The 17,614-nt window shown below is 62.4% G+C and carries 20 protein-coding genes and 1 riboswitch; of the genes, 12 read left to right on the top strand and 8 right to left on the bottom strand.

Translation table 11 applies throughout. The annotated features are described in order from the left end of the window. Nucleotide 1 precedes the first annotated feature (1 nt). Entirely contained in the window at nt 2-640 is a 639-nt protein-coding gene (upp, locus tag ACIP02_RS18835; protein ID WP_400619096.1) for a uracil phosphoribosyltransferase, read from the bottom strand. Nucleotides 641-802: 162 nt separating this feature from the next. Here upp and ACIP02_RS18830 point away from each other — a divergent pair, with 162 nt between their 5' ends. The 4 genes from ACIP02_RS18830 (at nt 803) to ACIP02_RS18815 (ending at nt 2,843) form a co-directional block, all read left to right on the top strand. Beyond that, nucleotides 803-1,360 carry a hypoxanthine-guanine phosphoribosyltransferase gene (locus tag ACIP02_RS18830; RefSeq protein ID WP_016713294.1) on the top strand — a complete coding sequence of 186 codons (558 nt, stop codon included), beginning with the start codon at nt 803-805 and terminating at the stop codon, nt 1,358-1,360. A 2-nt stretch (nt 1,361-1,362) separates the two neighbouring features. Continuing rightward, nucleotides 1,363-1,836 (top strand): WbuC family cupin fold metalloprotein, encoded by a 474-nt coding sequence (locus ACIP02_RS18825; RefSeq protein ID WP_400619092.1) that lies wholly within the window; start codon nt 1,363-1,365, stop codon nt 1,834-1,836. A 177-nt stretch (nt 1,837-2,013) separates the two neighbouring features. Then, nucleotides 2,014-2,484 (top strand): hypothetical protein, encoded by a 471-nt coding sequence (locus ACIP02_RS18820; RefSeq protein WP_400619089.1) that lies wholly within the window; start codon nt 2,014-2,016, stop codon nt 2,482-2,484. A gap of 68 nt (nt 2,485-2,552) precedes the next feature. Then, nucleotides 2,553-2,843 (top strand): PA4642 family protein, encoded by a 291-nt coding sequence (locus ACIP02_RS18815; RefSeq protein ID WP_400619086.1) that lies wholly within the window; start codon nt 2,553-2,555, stop codon nt 2,841-2,843. A 135-nt stretch (nt 2,844-2,978) separates the two neighbouring features. On the opposite strand, the gene mqo is transcribed toward ACIP02_RS18815, so the two are convergent. Then, on the bottom strand, nt 2,979-4,487 hold the full coding sequence (gene mqo / locus ACIP02_RS18810; RefSeq protein ID WP_400619083.1) for a malate dehydrogenase (quinone): 1,509 nt from the start codon (nt 4,485-4,487) through the stop codon (nt 2,979-2,981). 600 nt (nt 4,488-5,087) lie between these two features. Next, the gene (locus ACIP02_RS18805) at nt 5,088-5,321 is read right to left on the bottom strand and encodes a hypothetical protein (protein ID WP_400619080.1); all 234 of its coding nucleotides are present in this window, start codon (nt 5,319-5,321) and stop codon (nt 5,088-5,090) included. 205 nt (nt 5,322-5,526) lie between these two features. On the opposite strand from ACIP02_RS18805, the gene ACIP02_RS18800 reads away from it, so the two are divergent. Continuing rightward, nucleotides 5,527-6,111: a YajG family lipoprotein gene (locus ACIP02_RS18800; RefSeq protein ID WP_400619078.1), complete on the top strand. Its 585-nt coding sequence runs from the start codon at nt 5,527-5,529 to the stop codon at nt 6,109-6,111. A gap of 185 nt (nt 6,112-6,296) precedes the next feature. Here ACIP02_RS18800 and ACIP02_RS18795 read toward each other — a convergent pair whose 3' ends face one another. Beyond that, complete coding sequence (locus ACIP02_RS18795; protein WP_400619075.1) at nt 6,297-6,503, bottom strand: hypothetical protein; 207 nt, start codon at nt 6,501-6,503, stop codon at nt 6,297-6,299. Nucleotides 6,504-6,663: 160 nt separating this feature from the next. On the opposite strand from ACIP02_RS18795, the gene ACIP02_RS18790 reads away from it, so the two are divergent. Continuing rightward, nucleotides 6,664-6,924, top strand: a complete 261-nt coding sequence (locus ACIP02_RS18790) for a hypothetical protein (protein ID WP_400619072.1) — start codon at nt 6,664-6,666, stop codon at nt 6,922-6,924. Nucleotides 6,925-7,041: 117 nt separating this feature from the next. Here the strand turns inward: ACIP02_RS18790 and ACIP02_RS18785 are convergent, their stop codons facing one another. After that, nucleotides 7,042-8,208 (bottom strand): 1-acyl-sn-glycerol-3-phosphate acyltransferase, encoded by a 1,167-nt coding sequence (locus ACIP02_RS18785; RefSeq protein ID WP_400619069.1) that lies wholly within the window; start codon nt 8,206-8,208, stop codon nt 7,042-7,044. 124 nt (nt 8,209-8,332) lie between these two features. Here ACIP02_RS18785 and ACIP02_RS18780 point away from each other — a divergent pair, with 124 nt between their 5' ends. From ACIP02_RS18780 to ACIP02_RS18765, 4 genes are all read left to right on the top strand, one after another. After that, the gene (locus tag ACIP02_RS18780; RefSeq protein WP_400619067.1) at nt 8,333-8,515 is read left to right on the top strand and encodes a CPXCG motif-containing cysteine-rich protein; all 183 of its coding nucleotides are present in this window, start codon (nt 8,333-8,335) and stop codon (nt 8,513-8,515) included. Next, the gene (locus tag ACIP02_RS18775) at nt 8,515-8,775 is read left to right on the top strand and encodes a DUF2007 domain-containing protein (protein WP_400619064.1); all 261 of its coding nucleotides are present in this window, start codon (nt 8,515-8,517) and stop codon (nt 8,773-8,775) included. The genes ACIP02_RS18780 and ACIP02_RS18775 overlap by 1 nt, the downstream gene beginning before the upstream one ends. Nucleotides 8,776-8,790: 15 nt before the next feature. After that, complete coding sequence (locus ACIP02_RS18770; protein WP_400619061.1) at nt 8,791-9,411, top strand: SOS response-associated peptidase; 621 nt, start codon at nt 8,791-8,793, stop codon at nt 9,409-9,411. Between the two features lie 180 nt (nt 9,412-9,591). Continuing rightward, nucleotides 9,592-10,410 (top strand): M48 family metallopeptidase, encoded by an 819-nt coding sequence (locus ACIP02_RS18765; RefSeq protein WP_400619058.1) that lies wholly within the window; start codon nt 9,592-9,594, stop codon nt 10,408-10,410. 114 nt (nt 10,411-10,524) lie between these two features. Here ACIP02_RS18765 and ACIP02_RS18760 read toward each other — a convergent pair whose 3' ends face one another. The 3 genes from ACIP02_RS18760 to ACIP02_RS18750 form a co-directional block, all read right to left on the bottom strand. Further along, on the bottom strand, nt 10,525-11,109 hold the full coding sequence (locus ACIP02_RS18760; RefSeq protein ID WP_110740555.1) for a TMEM165/GDT1 family protein: 585 nt from the start codon (nt 11,107-11,109) through the stop codon (nt 10,525-10,527). Nucleotides 11,110-11,197: 88 nt separating this feature from the next. After that, nucleotides 11,198-11,336, bottom strand: a riboswitch (yybP-ykoY riboswitch). Nucleotides 11,337-11,375: 39 nt separating this feature from the next. After that, complete coding sequence (locus ACIP02_RS18755; protein WP_400619054.1) at nt 11,376-12,374, bottom strand: methyltransferase; 999 nt, start codon at nt 12,372-12,374, stop codon at nt 11,376-11,378. Nucleotides 12,375-12,428: 54 nt separating this feature from the next. Next, the gene (locus ACIP02_RS18750) at nt 12,429-13,394 is read right to left on the bottom strand and encodes a 2-hydroxyacid dehydrogenase (RefSeq protein ID WP_400619051.1); all 966 of its coding nucleotides are present in this window, start codon (nt 13,392-13,394) and stop codon (nt 12,429-12,431) included. Nucleotides 13,395-13,688: 294 nt separating this feature from the next. Between ACIP02_RS18750 and ACIP02_RS18745 the strand changes: the two genes are divergently transcribed. After that, on the top strand, nt 13,689-15,371 hold the full coding sequence (locus tag ACIP02_RS18745; RefSeq protein ID WP_400619049.1) for a fatty acid--CoA ligase: 1,683 nt from the start codon (nt 13,689-13,691) through the stop codon (nt 15,369-15,371). Between the two features lie 332 nt (nt 15,372-15,703). Beyond that, complete coding sequence (locus tag ACIP02_RS18740; protein WP_400619047.1) at nt 15,704-17,590, top strand: DUF1302 domain-containing protein; 1,887 nt, start codon at nt 15,704-15,706, stop codon at nt 17,588-17,590. The last annotated feature ends 24 nt before the right edge of the window (nt 17,591-17,614 follow it).

Below are 17,614 nucleotides of genomic sequence, written 5' to 3'. Positions count from 1 at the left end.
GTCAGGCGTCCTTTTGCTTGGTGCCGAAGATCTTGTCACCGGCATCGCCCAGGCCCGGCACGATATAGCCGTGTTCGTTCAGGCGCTGGTCGACCGAGGCGGTGTAGATCTGCACGTCCGGGTGGGCTTTTTCCACCGCGGCGATGCCTTCTGGCGCGGCGACCAGGACCATGGCGCGGATCTCTTTGCAGCCGGCCTTTTTCAACAGGTCGATGGTGGCGACCATCGAGGCGCCAGTGGCCAGCATCGGGTCGATGATCAGGGCCAGGCGCTGGTTGATGTCCGGCGCGAGCTTTTCCAGGTAGGTGTGGGCTTCGAGGGTTTCTTCGTTGCGGGCAACACCGACGGCGCTGACTTTGGCACCCGGGATCAAGCTGAGCACGCCGTCGAGCATGCCGATGCCGGCACGCAGGATTGGTACTACAGTGATCTTCTTGCCGGCGATCTTTTCCACCGAGACCTTGCCACACCAGCCGTCGATCTCGTAGGTTTCGAGTGGCAGGTCCTGGGTGGCTTCATACGTCAGGAGCGCGCCGACTTCCTGGGCGAGTTCGCGAAAATTCTTGGTGCTGATATCGGCACGGCGCATCAGGCCGAGCTTGTGGCGGATCAGCGGATGGCGGATCTCACGAGTGGGCATAGGGGGGCTCCGAAAGGCGGGCAAAAAAACCGCGCTAGATTAATCTATTCAGCCTGTGCTGTCGTCTGGTCATTCTGGACGTTAGTCCATAAATGCTTGATCTGTGACGAGCGGATGCGTACCTTTGCCCGCTTTTCCAAAATGCACCCCCCGGAGAGCGCCATGTCCGCCGATCTCGAGCATATCCGTCAAGTCATGCGTGAAGCTGACTGCCTGTACACCGAAGCCGAAGTCGAAGCGGCCATCGCCAACGTCGGCGAGCAGATCTGCAAAGACCTGCACGACAAGAACCCGGTGGTGTTCTGCGTGATGAACGGCGGCCTGATCTTTGCCGGCAAACTGCTGACCCACCTGCAGTTCCCGCTGGAAGCGTCCTACCTGCATGCTACCCGCTACCGCAACCAGACCAGTGGCGGTGAGCTGTTCTGGAAGGCCAAGCCGGAAGTGTCGTTCATCGACCGTGACGTGCTGATCGTCGACGACATCCTTGACGAAGGCCACACCCTCAGCGCCATCATCGAGTTCTGCAAGCATGCCGGCGCGCGCTCGGTGCACACCGCCGTGCTGATCGACAAGGACCATGACCGCAAGGCCAGCCCGGACCTCAAGGCCAACTACGTAGGCCTGCCTTGCGTCGACCGCTACATCTTCGGTTACGGCATGGACTACAAAGGCTACTGGCGCAACGCCAACGGCATCTTTGCCGTCAAGGGGCTGTGACCATGCGCCAGCCTGCGTTCATCGACCAATCGCTGTTCGCCGGGCTGGCCGAAAAGGCTACTGCCAACCCGCGTGGGCGGCAGCACCACAATTTCCATGAAATGGAAGAGCCCTGCCACCGCATCGCGGTCGGGCTGCAGCCGAGCACCTACATCCCGCCGCACCGCCACCTGAACGATGACAAGGCCGAAGCACTGATCGCACTCAAGGGCCGCCTGGGCCTGCTGATCTTCGATGAACAGGGCGCGGTGACCGACAAGCGGGTGCTGCAGGCCGGTGGTGATTGTTTGGGGGTCGACTTGGCGCCGGGCACCTACCATGGCCTGGTGGTGCTGGAGCCGGACAGCATCTTGTTCGAGTGCAAGGCCGGCCCGTACCGGCCAGTGGGCGAAGGCGAACATGCACACTGGGCGCCGCGTGAAGGCGAAGCCGGTGTGGCCAAGTACCAGGCCTGGATGCTTGCACAGTTCGATTGACCTTGGCCGTGCTGGCTCTTGTGGGAGCGGGTTTACCCGCGAACACCGGCGTAGCCGGTGCCATGCACCGCGTCGCCTGATTCGCGGCGGTTCGACGCCTCGATAAACCCGCTCCCACAGGGCAAATACAGTCTGGAGACAGCGTGCTAGAGTGCCCCTTCATACAAGGAGCCTCACATGCGTGCGATTCTTCCCCTCCTGTTGGCGGTCAGCCTGCCACTCGCCGCCGCCCCGCTGCACAGCCAGTTTCTGCCGCCCGACGATCAATCGCTGCGCCAGGAAGCGCCGACCAGCCAGCAACTGCTGCAAGTAACCGACTATTCGGTGGTAGTTGGCGCTCAGCGTCAGTCCGACCAGCAACCGATCCCGATCACGTCGTCGCTGCAGGTGCGGCTCAAAGGCAAGCCGCTGAGCAAAGGCGCGACCATTGCCCAGGTGCTGCTGACCTTTGACGGCGAAGCCGCCAAGAGCCTGAAGAAGCCCGTATACGACGAGAAGGCCCGTACCCTGAGCCTGAATTACCCGCTCAGCGATTACCGGGTGATCATGGACCTGCTGCGTAACGAAACCCTGTATGTACAGTTTCTTACCTACAGCAACGGCCACATCTGGGCCGACCTGCACACCGGCACCGTACGTACGCGTTGAGGCGGGCGGCCTGCGGGGGGTAAACTGCCGGCCTTCGAAATTCCGTGATGGTCCAGTTGGAGTCGGCAATGCGTAAAGACAAGAAACAGGTAATCGGTGACGAAATCAGCGATGACTACATCAAGTCGTTCCTTCAGTTCGAGCCGGCCGATGGCGTGACTTCGCCGTCGTTGCACAAGCTGGTCAAGGCCTACCGCGGCCTGCGCGTCGACGACTTCGAGCGCTTTGTCGGCTTCTTCGTCGAAGCGGGCCTGGACCTGGATGGCAAGGACGAGCACGGCAAGACTTTCGTCGAGCAGATTGCTGACCAGCGTAATGCCTCTGAGTATGTCGAGATCATTGCTAACGCCCGTGGCTGATTTGTAAGCCTGTTCCGGCCTCTTCGCGGCTAAAGCCGCTCCTACAACGGACGCATTCCCTGTAGGAGCGGGTTTACCCGCGAAGGGGCCGGCATAAAAAAACGCCCCGAGGGGCGTTTTTCATTACTGGCCAGCTCAGGCGTAATGCTTGGCCGCCGGGCTGTTTTCTGCCAGGTCCAGCGCCACGTCGTTGTCGGCACTGATCTTGTGGTACAGGGCCGCATCGGTCGCCAGGGTCTTCTCGCGTGCCGGGAAGATTTCCTTGAGCTTGGCAGCCCAGGCTCCCTTGGCCTGCTCAGGGAAGCAGCGCTCGATCAGTTCCAGCATGATCGACACGGTCACCGAAGCACCCGGCGAAGCGCCGAGCAGCGCAGCCAGGCTGCCGTCCTGGGCCGAGACCAGCTCGGTACCGAACTGCAGCACGCCGCCTTTCTTCGGGTCCTTCTTGATGATCTGCACGCGTTGACCGGCCACTTCCAGGCGCCAGTCTTCGGCCTTGGCCTGTGGGTAGAAGCGCCGCAGCGCTTCCAGGCGTTGCTCCATCGACTGCATCACTTCGCTGACCAGGTACTTGGTCAGGTCCATGTTGTCGCGGGCCACGGCCAGCATCGGGCCGATGTTGCCCATGCGCACCGACAGTGGCAGGTCCATCAGCGAGCCGTGTTTGAGGAACTTGGTGGTGAAGCCGGCATACGGGCCGAACAGCAGCGAGGTCTTGCCGTCTACGACGCGGGTGTCCAGGTGCGGCACCGACATCGGTGGGGCACCCACTGCGGCTTGGCTGTAGACCTTGGCCTGGTGCTGCTTGACGATTTCCGGGTTGTCACAACGCAGCCACTGGCCGCTGACCGGGAAGCCGCCGAAGCCCTTGCTTTCCGGGATACCGGACAATTGCAGCAGCGGCAGGGCCGCGCCACCAGCGCCGAGGAATACGAAGCGAGCGTCGACTTCACGGCTACCGCCGCTGTTGACGTCCTTGATACTCACGGTCCAGCCGCTGCCGTTACGGCGCAGGCCGACGACCTTCTTGCTGTACTTGACCTGCGCGTCCGGCGAGTCGCCCAGCAGCTTGAGCAGTTTGTTGGTCAGGGCGCCGAAGTTGACGTCGGTGCCCTTGGCCACGCGGGTTGCGGCAATGTGCTGGTCAGCCGGGCGGCCAGGCATCATCAGCGGCATCCAGTCGTTCATCACCGCCTTGTCTTCGGTGTATTCCATGTCGGCGAAGGCGTGGTGCTGCTTGAGCAGCTCGAAGCGCTTCTTGAGGAAGGAAACACCCTTGTCACCTTCGACGTAGCTCAGGTGCGGGACAGGGTTGATGAACGCACGCGCCGAGCCGAAGTTGCCCTTCTTGCTCAGGTAGGCCCAGAACTGGCGCGAAACCTCGAACTGGGTGTTGATGTGCACGGCCTTCTTGATGTCGATGCTGCCATCGGCGGCCTGCGGCGTGTAGTTCAGCTCGCACAGGCCGGCGTGGCCGGTACCTGCGTTGTTCCAAGGGTTGGAGCTTTCCGCGGCTCCGGAGTCCATCGCCTCGACGACCTCAAGCTTCAGGGTCGGGTCAAGCTCCTTGAGCAGTACGGCCAGGGTGGCACTCATGATGCCCGCGCCTACCAGTACTACATCAACCGATTCGTTCTGCGCCATTTAACGCGTCTCCACAATCTACAGCTACCTAATTGACAGCATAGGACCTGGGTTCGCCAGGGTCGCCATGTCCGACTTTTCGCAGTTCTTGCAACTTCCGCGGACACCGCCAACCAGTCTTCGGGTTCGGGTATTGAACGCCGTTTACCACGGGTGCGGCAATTCGACTTATGGTCAAGGTGTCGTACGTGCGTTATGGAACGGTTCAGACACTCATACGGGATGAGCGCATTTGCCGCCTGTTCAGGGCTGTTCGGGACACATCTGCCGCTTTTGCACATGCCAGACTGTTCATTTGCTCGCCACACTCTTGTGAAGTTGTGAAAACCGTTTTTTCACGCTCTTTTGGAGACGTGAACCTCAAAAGGGGACTGCGCGATGGCAACCCGCAGGTTCATGCAGTGTGAAGGGCCGGAAAAGCAGGCACGACAGCCGATGCAAGACCTGAGTGGAAGGCTCTCTGTGGGCGAAGCGGTGAAGTTGCCGGGGTCAATCGGCGAATGCGGGGCCCGATCAGGAGACGTCCTTATAATCGGGGGGAGATTATAGCGATGTCGCGGGCAGAAATGTCGCCATTCGTGGTTTTTATTGCAGCGTTTGTCAGGCTGCGAGGATGCGCTGGTGCCAGCGGCGGCTTGCGCGGGCGCAAACCCGGGCGCTGGCGGGCAGTTCGCGGCCCAGCCAGGCCAGCTGGATTTCGTCGATCTGCACCCAGCCGCTACCGCTTGGCGCCTGGCTGCATTGCTTGAACGCCAGGCATTTGCCTTCGCCATCAAGGCGGGCATAGGCGTTGTGGCGCGGGCGTTGGAAGAGCCGAGTCCAGAGCGAGGCCATGGCGACGAGTCCTTTGCGTTAGGGCTTGGCGCAAGGATAAGGGCATGGCCATGAAACGATTGTGACAACGAGCTTTAAGCTGCAAGCTGCAAGCTGCAAGCAAATGCCTGCTGCCCGCGCGATCTGCTTTTTCTTGCCGCTTGCCGCTTACAGCTTGCCGCTAGGTATACTGTGGGCCTTTGCCGCATTTTCTGGAGAAACGCGCATGTTGCAACGTCTGTTGTTCGGTTTGCTTGCCGTGGCCAGCCTCAGCCTGGTCGGTTGTGCCCACAGCCCGCAACAACTCAACCCGCAACCCACGCTCAAGGCCCAGCTCGCCCCGGTCGGTCATGGCCAGCCAGTTGTGGTCCGGGTAGTTGACGGTCGTCCTTCGCAGTCGCTGGGCACTCGCGGTGGCATGTACCCCGAAACCAGCACCATCAGCGTCAGCGGTCACGACATCGTGCCCAAGCTGCAGGCCCAGGCTGAAGCCGCCGTGCGCCTGCTCGGCTTCACCCCGACGCCAAACGCCGGCAACGCACCGCAGCTGACCGTGACCCTGGCCGAGCTGAAGTACCAGTCGCCGAAAGACAACCTGTACGTGACCGAGGCGACCATCGGCGCAACCTTCCGCGCCGACGTCACCAACGGCGGCCGCAGTTACAACGGTCGTTACGGCGCTTCGCTGGACCAGCGTTTCGGCATGGCGCCGAACCAGGACACCAACACCCAGCTGGTGGGTGATGTGCTGAGCGATGCACTGACCCGCCTGTTCAAAGACCCGACCATTGGTCAGGTGCTGGGGCAGTAAGCCTTCTAGCTGCACGAAAAAACCCGCTGCCTGTATGCCAGGCAGCGGGTTTTTTGTTGCCTGTACCGGCCTCTTCGCGGCGGTTCGACGCCTCGATGAACCCGCTCCTACAAGGATTGCACCAGGCCCACAGGCGGTGAAACCTTTGTAGGAGCGGGTTTACCCGCGAAGAGGCCATAACAGGTTCACGCTGCTTCTATATGGAAATCCAGCAAACTGAAGCCAGTCCCTGCATCCACCTCCGGCAAATCCTCATGCACATGCCCACCCAGTGCACAGTAAACCAGCCACTGGCGGTCCTGCACATTGATGGCAAAACCATCGATCATCGCCTGTTGTTCATCGCTCTGGGCAACGAGATAGAGGCGGTCCTGGTTTTCGGCGTGCAGCATGAACGAGCTCCGGGTCATGAAAAGGCCGACAGGGTGGCCTGTTCAGATGACGAGCGAATGACAGATGAAATTTAATGACAGTTTGTCGCCAAGGCCGGGCGTCAAGGGGCGACTTGGGTAGAATGCGGGCCTTTGCCGTCGCTTACACCGAGGTTGCGTAATGTCCTTGCAAGTGCTCTGGGGGTTCCTGGCCGCCCATCCCACCAAGCTGATCAACCTGCTGGCGCTGCTGCTGACCTGCCCAGGCGGGTTGCTGCTGCACAGCGCACGGCGGCGTGAGGCCGAAACCCGCGAGAGCCTGGCGCTGGAGGAAGGGGTGGTGGACGCGTTCGATTTGCGGGTGCCCAAGTACTTTTACATTCTCGGGTTTGCTTGCCTGGCGATGGCGCTGCTGCTTTCCTGGTTCAGCACCTGGGTCTGAGTTATTGGGGCCGCTTTGCGGCCCATCGCGACGCAAGGCCGCTCCTACAAGGGATCGCGGTCCCCCTGTAGGAGCGGCCTTGCGTCGCGATGGGCTGCAAAGCAGCCCCCAAATCCATCAGGCAACCGGCGCCTGCTGCCTGACCTGATACTGGTTGCGCACCGGCGTCGCATACTGCAACACCAGGTACGGCCGCTGCTCCTCAGGGCAGGCATCCAGCCGGCGCTGCCATTCTTCCTTGGCCTTGGCCAATTCATCCGCTGGGAACACCTGCTCGGCACCCGGCACCTGCAGGGCCTCGTCCTTGCCTTCCCACATGGCATAGGCCAGATAGTGCACCGGGAACAGCCGGTAGCCCCCCAGAATCTGCCGGTCGATTTCCACTGCCAGTTGCTTGGTGTCCTCGTAAAACTCGGTCACCGGTGGGGCGAAGTTGATGTGCACCCGGCCCTTGTAGCCGGTAATGCCTTTGGCAATGCTGTTGTCATCCTCGCCTGGCGCCTTCTGGTAGCTGCCGGTGGTGGCGCGGATGTACAGCTCGCGGGCCTTGGCCTGGTCGCACGGGTCGTACTCGTAGCTGATCGACACCGGGGTCAGGTTCAGGCTCTGGATCACTGCGCCGAACGCCTCGTCCTTGCGGCTCATGTGGAACATCTTGAGAATCGCCGAGTCGGTGCGGTCGTCACCGTCCTTGGCGCGGCCTTCGGCCTGGGCAATCCAGATCGAGGTGGCATCGTTGCGGATCGAATGGTTGATGTAGGCCGAGAGCAGCTGGTAGGCGGCCAGCTTCTCGCGACGCCCGCTGATCGAACGGTGCACGATGAAGCTCTTGTTCAGGCGCATCATGTCGCTGACAAACGGCTTTTGCAGCAGGTTGTCGCCGATTGCGATGCGCGGCGTGGGCAGGCCGGCGTGGTACACCGCGTAATTGACGAAGGCCGGGTCCATGACGATATCGCGGTGGTTGGCCAGGAACAGGTAGGCGGTACCGGCCTTCAGTTGCTCCACACCCGAATAGGTGACGCCGTCGGTGGCGCGATCGATGGTCTGGTCGACGTAATACTCGACTTTGTCCTGCAAGGTGGAAACGCAGGTAACACCGGCGAATTCCTTGCGCAGGCGGCGGGCGATCAGCGGTTTGAGCAGCCAGCCAAGAGCACCGGCGGCACGCGGGAAGCGAAAGTGAGTGAGGATATCGAGGAATGCCGGGTCGCTGAGCAGGCGCGCCAGAACGGCAGGGACCTCAGCGTCGTCGTACGGTCGGATGGCATCGAATTCGCCCATCATGCTCTCTTGTTGGAAACGGCTAGGGTAATAGGTAGGGGCAGGCTCCGAAAAACGGCTCGGACGCACACAGGCCCTGTAATCAGACCGGCAATTATACGCATAAGTCACCCTGGAGGCCGCGATGCTGGAATCTGCGATCTACGATTGCCCTTATTGTGGCGAAGAAGTCGAAACCACGGTGGACTTGTCTGGCGGCGATCAGGAGTACATCGAGGACTGCCAGGTGTGCTGCAAGCCTATCCGCTTCGTGCTGCAGGTCCATGGCGAGGAATGGATGCTGGATGTCTATGGCGAGAACGACTGATGCGGCGGATCTACGAACCGGAAAACCTGCTCGAAGCCGAAATGCTGATGGGCATGCTGGCCAGTGAGGGCATCGACGTGCAACTGGTGGGCCGTGACCTGATGGGCGGCGTGGGCGAGCTGCCCATGCAGGGCCTGCTCGGGCTTGCCGTGGTGGATGAACAGGCCGAGTACGCACGGCAGCTGATCGATGCGTACAATGATGCCCAGCCACTGGTTGGCGACGAACCGGAGAGTTTCCCCGGCACCTTGATCTGCTAGGTTCTGAATTCCCCCATGTGTGGACGTTACGCCCTGTTTCGCTGGCCCCTGGCCCTTGCCAATCTGCCGGGGTTTCCGGTCGGCCAGCCGGCCCAATGGAATATCTCGCCCGGTGCTTCGGTGCTGATCCAGCGCCAGCTCGACGGCCAGCAGCAACTGGCCAAGGCCCGCTGGGGGCTGACGCCGGCCTGGCTCACCGACCTTTCCCGCACGCCCGCCCATGCCCGTGCCGAAACCCTGGCCGAGCAGCCAATGTTCCGTGACGCGTTTCGCCAGCGCCGCTGCCTGATGCCGGCCAACGGCTTTTACGAGTGGCGCGGCAATGTGCGCAAACGCCCGTATTGGCTGACCCCAGGGGAGGGCGCGTCGCTGTACTTTGCCGCGGTGTGGGAGGCCTACCCGGTGCAGGGCCAGGTATGGCTGAGTTGCGCGGTGGTAACCCAGGCGGCGATGAACCAGCGCCGGCCATTGATACTGGACGAAGCAGGGCAAGCGGCCTGGCTGGACCCGGACACACCGGTTACCCGCTTGCATGAAATGCTGGCCAGCCAGCCGGCGCAGTTGCGCGAGCGGGCCTTGGCGAATTTCGTCAATGATCCGAAGCTGGATGCGCCGGAGTGCCTGACGCCGGCTTGATGGGGTGGCTGTGCCGGGCTCTTCGCGGGTGAACCCGCTCCTACAACGAACGCGTTACCGTTGTAGGAGCGGCTTTAGCCGCGAAAGGGCCGGCCCAGGCGACGAAAATCTTCCCTGCGGCTATGGCGGCCTCAGGCGACTCGGCCTAGGATACGGCGCATGTAAAAAGGGAGTGTTTTCATGCGTAAGTCTTTTGTTGTCAGCCTGTTGAGTGCTGGCATCCTGCTAGCCGGCTGCCAGGCGGTGAACACCACCAGCGGCGGTGCTGTCGGCGTCGAGCGCCAGCAGTACATGTTCAGCATGCTCTCGACCGATGAGGTCAACCAGATGTACGCCCAGTCGTACCAGCAGACTTTGGGTGAGGCTTCGAGCAAGGGTGTGCTCGACAAGTCCAGCGCCGATGCCAAGCGTGTGCAGGCCATCGCCAGCCGGCTGATCGCCCAGGCGCCCAAGTTCCGCCCGGATGCCGCGCAGTGGAACTGGGAAGTCAACGTGATCAAAAGCGATGAGCTCAACGCCAACTGCGGCCCAGGTGGCAAGATCATCGTCTACACCGGCCTGATCGATCAGCTCAAGCTCACCGATGCAGAAATTGCCGCGGTGGTAGGGCACGAAATTGCCCACGCCCTGCGTGAGCACAGCCGTGAAGCCATGTCCAAGGCCTACGGCGTGGAAATGGCCCGCCAGGGCGCCGGTGCCATCTTCGGCCTCGGCCAGGGCAGCATGGCCATGGCTGACACCGTGGTGAACTACGCCATGACCCTGCCCAACAGCCGTGCCAACGAGAACGAAGCCGACCTGATTGGCCTGGAGCTGTCGGCGCGTGCCGGCTACGACCCGAATGCCGCGATCACCTTGTGGAACAAGATGAGCAAGGCGTCCGAAGGGGCTCCGCCCGAGTTCATGAGTACCCACCCGGCGTCGGCCAGCCGCATTGCATCGCTGCAGGCGGCCATTCCGAAAGTGATGCCGCTGTATCAGGCTGCTGCCAAGCAATAAAGCATCTGGCCGCTATGATGCGGTCGTTGTAGGAGCGGGCTTGCCCGCGAACACCGGCAGGGCCGGTGCCATGCACCACGCTGCCTGCTTCGCGGGCAAGCCCTCTCCTACAGGTTACCCAATCCAGCCACTGGCCTTCATCGCCGAGTACACAGCCACGATCGCCAGCACGAAGAACGCCGTGGCCGCCAGGCGACGAATCAGCGTCAGCGGCAGTTTGTCCGCCGCAAAGTTACCCGCCAGCACCACCGGCACGTTGGCAATCAGCATGCCCAGGGTGGTCCCGATAATGACCATGATCAGGTGCGGATACTGCGCTGCCAGCATCACCGTGGCGACCTGGGTCTTGTCACCGATTTCAGCCAGGAAGAACGCAATCAGCGTGGTCAGGAACGGCCCGAAGCGGCGTGCCGGGTTTTCGTCGTCGTCCATCTTGTCCGGTACCAGGGTCCACAGCGCGGTGGCGGTGAAGCTCGCGGCCAGGATCCAGTGCAGTGCCGAATCACTGAAGAAGCTGCCGAACCACGCGCCCACGGCACCGGCTGCGGCATGGTTGGCCAGGGTAGCGGCGATGATGCCGGCGATGATCGGCCACGGCTTGCGGAAGCGGGCAGCGAGAATGAGCGCGAGCAGTTGCGTCTTGTCGCCGATTTCGGCGAGGGCAACGATTGCGGTGGGGACCAACAGAGATTCCAGCATCAGGGTTCCTACGGGGGCGGGTCGACACGGCTATGACACGTACAGCCTCCCCGCCCCGGGTAAGGTGTGCGTGTCATAGGTCTTGTCAAACCCGGGATCCGTCTCTGCGGATCTCGCCATGCAGGCTGGCATGGTGGGTCGCACGCGCCATGGTCTGTGGACCAAGTATGTTGACGCGTGCCGGGCAAGCTGGCGCTCGCGGGAGACTACTCCCCTAGGACGGTGCGGATTCTGCCTAGCCGAAACGCTTTCGGCAAGCGGTGTTTTTATCCGCGTGTTGCCTGGTAGATACGGAAACCGTCAGCCTCGTCGCGGACCTGGCAGTTGCCCAGCGCCGCTTCCAGCAGCGGCCGGTAACGCAGGAAGCTGTTGGCCACCAGGCGGATTTCGCCACCTTTTCGCAGATGAATTGCAGATTTTTTCAGCAAAGTTTCCGATGCCTGGTAATGGGTATGTACGCCGGTATGGAACGGTGGGTTGCTTAGAATCACGCTCAAATCGGCAGGCGCCGCGTCAATGCCGTCACCGATGATTACCTCGCCCTCCAGGCCGTTGGCCGCCAATGTCAGGCGGCTGGCCGCTGCGGCGAAGGCATCCACGTCCAGCAGCGTTACCTGGCTTTGGGGACAACGGCGCTTGACCGTGGCGCCCAACACCCCGGCACCGCAGCCAAAGTCCAGCACGTGCCCGCTGGGCAGGCCGTCGAGGTGCTTGAGCAGCAGGGCAGTACCCCGGTCGAGGCGACCATGGCTGAACACGCCGGGCAGGCTGACCACTTGCAGCGGGCCATCTTCCAGGGCCAGTTCGAAGCGCTCTGCCAGGCTTTCCAGTGGTTTTGCCTGCGGTGCCTGGTCAATGGTCACCTGCCACAGCTGGCAGTGTCGGGCGCTGTCGAGCTTGCGTGGTTTGCCAAAGGCCTGCAGCTGTTTGGCTGCACCTTCGATGCCGCCGCGCTTCTCACCGACCAGGTACAGCTCGCGGCCTGCCAGGCGCGAGGCCAGGGCATTGAGCAGGTAGGCGGCCAGTTCACGGGACTTGGGCAAAAACAGCACGGCGCTGTCGAAAGCCACCTGAGGGGCTTCGACGCCGAAATGGCTGCGGCCGGCGAAGCGGCTGTCGAGCATGGCCTGGTCGCCGGCATGCCAGGTCCAGGCCTGGGCCTGGGGCAACTGGCCGAGCAAGTCGTCGGCGGGGGCGCCGGCGAGCAGCAGCGGCCCCTGGAACAGCTCTGCCTGGCGGAGCAACACTTCACTGCGCGGGTCCATGGACGACGCCTCCTGGAAAAAAGTGGCGCAGTGTAGCAGAGGCAGGCGCCGTGCTCAGCTGACGACGCGGCGGGGCTGTCCGGCGAAGAAGGCCTGGGCGTTCTCGCTGAGCTGGCCGACGATACGCTGACGCGACTCCACCGCACCCCAGGCGCTGTGCGGGGTAATGAGCAAACGGGGGATGCCGGGTGTGAGCAGCGGGTTGCCGTTGACTGGCGGCTCCACGCTTAATACATCGGTGGCGGCGCCGCCCAGGTGGCCGCTGCGCAGGGCGTCGGCCAGCGCCTGTTCGTCGATCAGGCCACCACGCGCGGTGTTGACTACCAGCGCATTGGGCTTGAGCAGGGCCAGTTCGCGGGCACCGAGCATGTGCCGGGTGTGCTCGTTCAGCGGGCAGTGCAGGGTCAGGGCGTCGACTTGCGGCAGCAGCTCGTCCAGTGGCAGCCGATCGGCGCGTTCCGGGCGGCCAGGGATCTGCCCGCTCAGCACGCGCATGCCGAAAGCTTCGGCCAGCCGCGCCACTGCGCCGCCCAGCTCACCGTGGCCGAGCAGGCCGAGGGTCTTGCCTTCCAGCTCGACGATAGGGAAGTCCAGCAGGCAGAACTGGCTGGCCTTTGCCCACTGGCCATCGGCAACTGCCTGGTTGTAGTCGCACAGCCGGGTGGCCAGGGCCAGCAGCAGGGCGAGGGTGTGCTGGGCGACGGACGGCGTGCCATAGCCTTGGCAATTGCACACGGTGATGCCCTGGGCGCGTGCGGCTGCCAGGTCTACATTGTTGGTACCGGTGGCGGCCACCAGGATCAATTTCAGTTGCGGGTTGGCGGCCAGGGTTGCGGCGTCGAGCATGACCTTGTTGCTGACCACTGCCACCGCGCCGTGCAGACGTTCGGCGACCTGCTCGGGGCGGGTGGCGGCGAACAGCTCGAATTCGTCGAACTGCTGCTGCAGGGGCGAGAGGTCGAGGTCGCCAAGGTCCAGGGACTGGTGATCGAGAAACACGGCGCGACGCGGGCTGGGCATGGGGCTCTCCGGTGGCAGGGCGGGATGTTGGTGTCTGGGCCATTCGCGGGTACGCCCGCTCCCACAAGGACACCACAACCCTTGTAGGAGCGGGTTTACCCGCGAAGAGGCCCTCAGCTTCACCACATGACGGAAGCTGCCGCCGCAGTGTCTAGCTCAACCTTGCCGCCCGTCAACGCCCGCCGCTCATACCTTCGCCAGGCAAATCATTCCTTTGGCTGATTTGGCCGTCACATTCACCCACTACAGTAATCCCCAGACTTGTCCGGCCCGCTTTTCAGAAAAGGGATACCCATGCTGCAGACCCGCATCATCAAGCCCGCCGAGGGCGCCTACGCCTACCCCCTGCTGATCAAACGCCTGCTGATGTCCGGCAGCCGCTATGAAAAGACCCGCGAAATCGTCTACCGCGACCAGTTGCGGCTGACTTACCCACAGCTCAACGAGCGCATCGCCCGCCTGGCCAATGTGCTGACCGAGGCCGGGGTCAAGGCCGGTGACACCGTGGCGGTGATGGACTGGGACAGCCACCGCTACCTGGAATGCATGTTCGCCATCCCGATGATCGGTGCCGTGGTGCACACCATCAACGTGCGCCTGTCGCCCGAGCAGATCCTCTACACCATGAACCACGCCGAAGACCGCGTGGTGCTAGTCAATAGCGACTTCGTCGGCCTCTACCAGGCCATTGCCGGGCAATTGACCACCGTCGACAAGACGTTGCTGCTGACCGACGGCCCCGACCAGACTGCCGACCTGCCCAACCTGGTTGGCGAGTACGAGCAACTGCTGGCTGCCGCCAACCCGCATTACGACTTCCCGGACTTCGACGAGAACTCGGTCGCCACCACCTTTTACACCACTGGCACCACCGGCAACCCCAAAGGTGTGTACTTCACCCACCGGCAACTGGTACTGCACACCCTCGCCGAAGCCTCGGTCACCGGCAGTATCGACAGCGTGCGCCTGCTGGGCAGCAACGATGTGTACATGCCGATCACGCCGATGTTCCACGTGCATGCCTGGGGTATTCCGTATGCCGCCACCATGCTCGGCATGAAACAGGTGTACCCCGGTCGCTACGAGCCGGACATGCTGGTCAGGCTGTGGCGCGAAGAGAAGGTCACTTTCTCCCATTGTGTGCCGACCATCCTGCAGATGCTGCTCAACTGCCCGAACGCCCAGGGCCAGGACTTCGGCGGCTGGAAGATCATCATAGGCGGCAGCTCGCTGAACCGATCGCTATACCAGGCTGCCCTGGCGCGCGGTATTCAACTCACCGCCGCGTATGGCATGTCCGAGACCTGCCCGCTGATATCCGCCGCCCACCTGAACGACGAACTGCAGGCCGGTAGCGAAGATGAACGGGTCACCTACCGCATCAAGGCCGGTGTACCGGTGCCGCTGGTCGAGGCGGCCATTGTCGACGGTGACGGCAACTTCCTGCCCGCCGATGGCGAAACCCAGGGCGAACTGGTACTGCGTGCGCCATGGCTGACCATGGGCTACTTCAAAGAGCCGGAAAAGAGCGAGGAGCTGTGGCAGGGCGGCTGGCTGCATACCGGTGATGTCGCCACGCTCGACAACATGGGTTACATCGACATCCGCGACCGCATCAAGGACGTGATCAAGACCGGGGGCGAGTGGATTTCCTCACTCGACCTGGAAGACCTGGTCAGCCGCCACCCGGCCGTGCGCGAAGTGGCGGTGGTGGGGGTGGCCGACCCGCAGTGGGGCGAGCGGCCGTTTGCCTTGCTGGTGGTGCGCGAGGGCCAGGCCATCGATGCCAAGGCACTGAAGGACCACCTCAAGCCGTTCGTCGAACAAGGTCATATCAACAAATGGGCGATTCCCAGCCAGATCGCCGTTGTTACTGAAATTCCCAAGACCAGTGTCGGCAAGCTCGACAAGAAGCGCATTCGCCAGGACATCGTCCAGTGGCAGGCCAGCAATAGCGCCTTCCTTTCCACGCTGTAACTGCGCTGCGGGTCGTGCGCGACAGAACACGACCCGCATGCTAGAGCGGTTGAAGCCTTGCCAAATGGTAAAAATGCGCCATCCTTGAGCATTGCCAACGCGCAAGCGGAGCAAACATACAGCGAGTTGGCGGCACGGAGCGCAAATCACACTTTAGAGGGATCAAGCGCCTGTGCCTTGCTGGCTATAGTCGGGGCCAGGGGATTTTCAGGAATGGGGGAGGGCGATACGCGCAAGCCGTGTCGCCGCAGGTGCAAACCTGCAAGCCGGTCGCTCGGGCCGTTCTTGAAAGGACTCACTGCCATAACAATAAAGTACATGGAGTAGCGTCGATGAAATCTGCAAACCTGTTCTGGCGCCGGGCCAAGTTGCCCCTGGCCGTCAGCCTTGCTTCCACGCTCGCAAGTCCTGCTTTCGCTGTCAGTTTCAACATCGGTGAAATCGAAGGCCAGTTCGACTCGTCGCTCTCCATTGGCGCCAGCTGGTCGACCGCCAACCCCAACAAGAACCTGATCGGGGTGAACAACGGCGGCAAGGGCCTGTCGCAGACTTCCGACGATGGCCACCTGAACTTCAAGAAGGGCGAAACCTTCTCCAAGATCTTCAAGGGCATCCATGACCTGGAGCTGAAGTACGGCGATACCGGCGTGTTCGTGCGCGGCAAGTACTGGTACGACTTCGAGCTGAAGGACGAAGGCCGCGAGTTCAAGGACATCAGCGACTCCAACCGCAAGGAAGGCGCCAAGTCTTCCGGCGCCGAGCTGCTTGACGCCTTCGTCTACCACAACTACTCGATTGGCGATCAGCCCGGCTCGGTGCGCTTTGGCAAGCAGGTGGTGAGCTGGGGTGAAAGTACGTTCATCGGCGGCGGCATCAACTCGATCAACCCCATCGACGTGTCGGCGTTCCGTCGCCCAGGGGCCGAGATCAAGGAAGGCCTGATCCCGGTCAACATGTTCTACGTCTCGCAGAGCCTGACCGACAACCTGTCGGCCGAGGCCTTCTACCAGCTTGAGTGGGACCAGACGGTTGTCGACAACTGCGGCACCTTCTTCTCGCAGCCGGACATCATTGCCGACGGTTGCACCGACAACCTGCGCGTGCTCAACAGCAGCCGTACGGTACCGGGTGCGGCCCAGCAGTTCCTCGCCACCCGGGGCGTGAACATCAACGAAGAAGGCGTCATGGTGCGCCGTGGCGCCGACCGCGATGCACGCGACAGCGGGCAATTCGGTGTGGCCATGCGCTACATGTTCGAGCCGTTGGACACCGAGTTCGGTGCCTACTTCATGAACTACCACAGCCGTGCGCCAATTTTCAGCGCTACAGGGGCGGCGCCTTCGGTGTTCGCCGGGCTGAGTGCATTGCCTGCGCAACTGCGCGCATTGGCGCCGCTGATTGTGGCAGGTAACTCCGAGTACTTTGTCGAGTACCCCGAGGATATTCGCCTTTATGGCTTGAGTTTCTCTACCACCTTGCCCACCGGGACCGCCTGGAGTGGCGAGGTCAGCTACCGCCCCAATGCACCCGTACAGCTCAATACCACCGATATCCTGTTTGCCGGGGTTCGTCCGATTGGCGGTGCCTTGAGCAATGCTTCGCTGCTGACCGGCACGCCGGGCCAGGACCTGCACGGCTACCGCCGCAAAGAGATCACCCAGTTCCAGACTACGCTGACGCACTTCTTCGATCAGGTAATGGGTGCCAGCCGCATGACCGTGGTGGGTGAGGTGGGCGTTACCCACGTCGGCGGCCTGGAGAACGCACACGACACCCGCTACGGCCGTGACCCGGTATTCGGCCCCGGCCCGTTGCCTTCCACCGGCGGTGCAGATACCTGCCAGGCACTCAACGCCAGCACCATTGCCGGCGCCGGTGCCGGTGCTTCGACCACCAACCTGAACCGCAAGTGCGAGAACGACGGCTACACCACCAGCACCTCGTGGGGCTACCGCGCCCGTGTCATCTGGGATTACAACGACGTGTTTGCCGGCATCAACCTGAAGCCGAGCGTGGCCTGGTCGCATGACGTGTCCGGCTACTCGCCAGGCCCTGGCGCCAACTTCGAGGAAGGCCGCAAGGCGGTCAGCCTGGGCCTGGACGCCGAGTACCAGAACACCTACACGGCGAGCCTGTCGTACACCAACTTCTTCGACGGCAAGTACAGCACCGTGGATGACCGCGACTTCGTCGCCCTCAGCTTCGGCGTGAACTTCTAAGCACACAGATCCAGGACGACACGA

It is taken from the genome of Pseudomonas sp. NPDC089408 (assembly GCF_044749445.1).
Classification (GTDB): Bacteria; Pseudomonadota; Gammaproteobacteria; order Pseudomonadales; family Pseudomonadaceae; genus Aquipseudomonas.
Note: the sequence above shows the minus strand (reverse complement) of the source record. Positions and strands in the feature narration are given on the sequence as shown.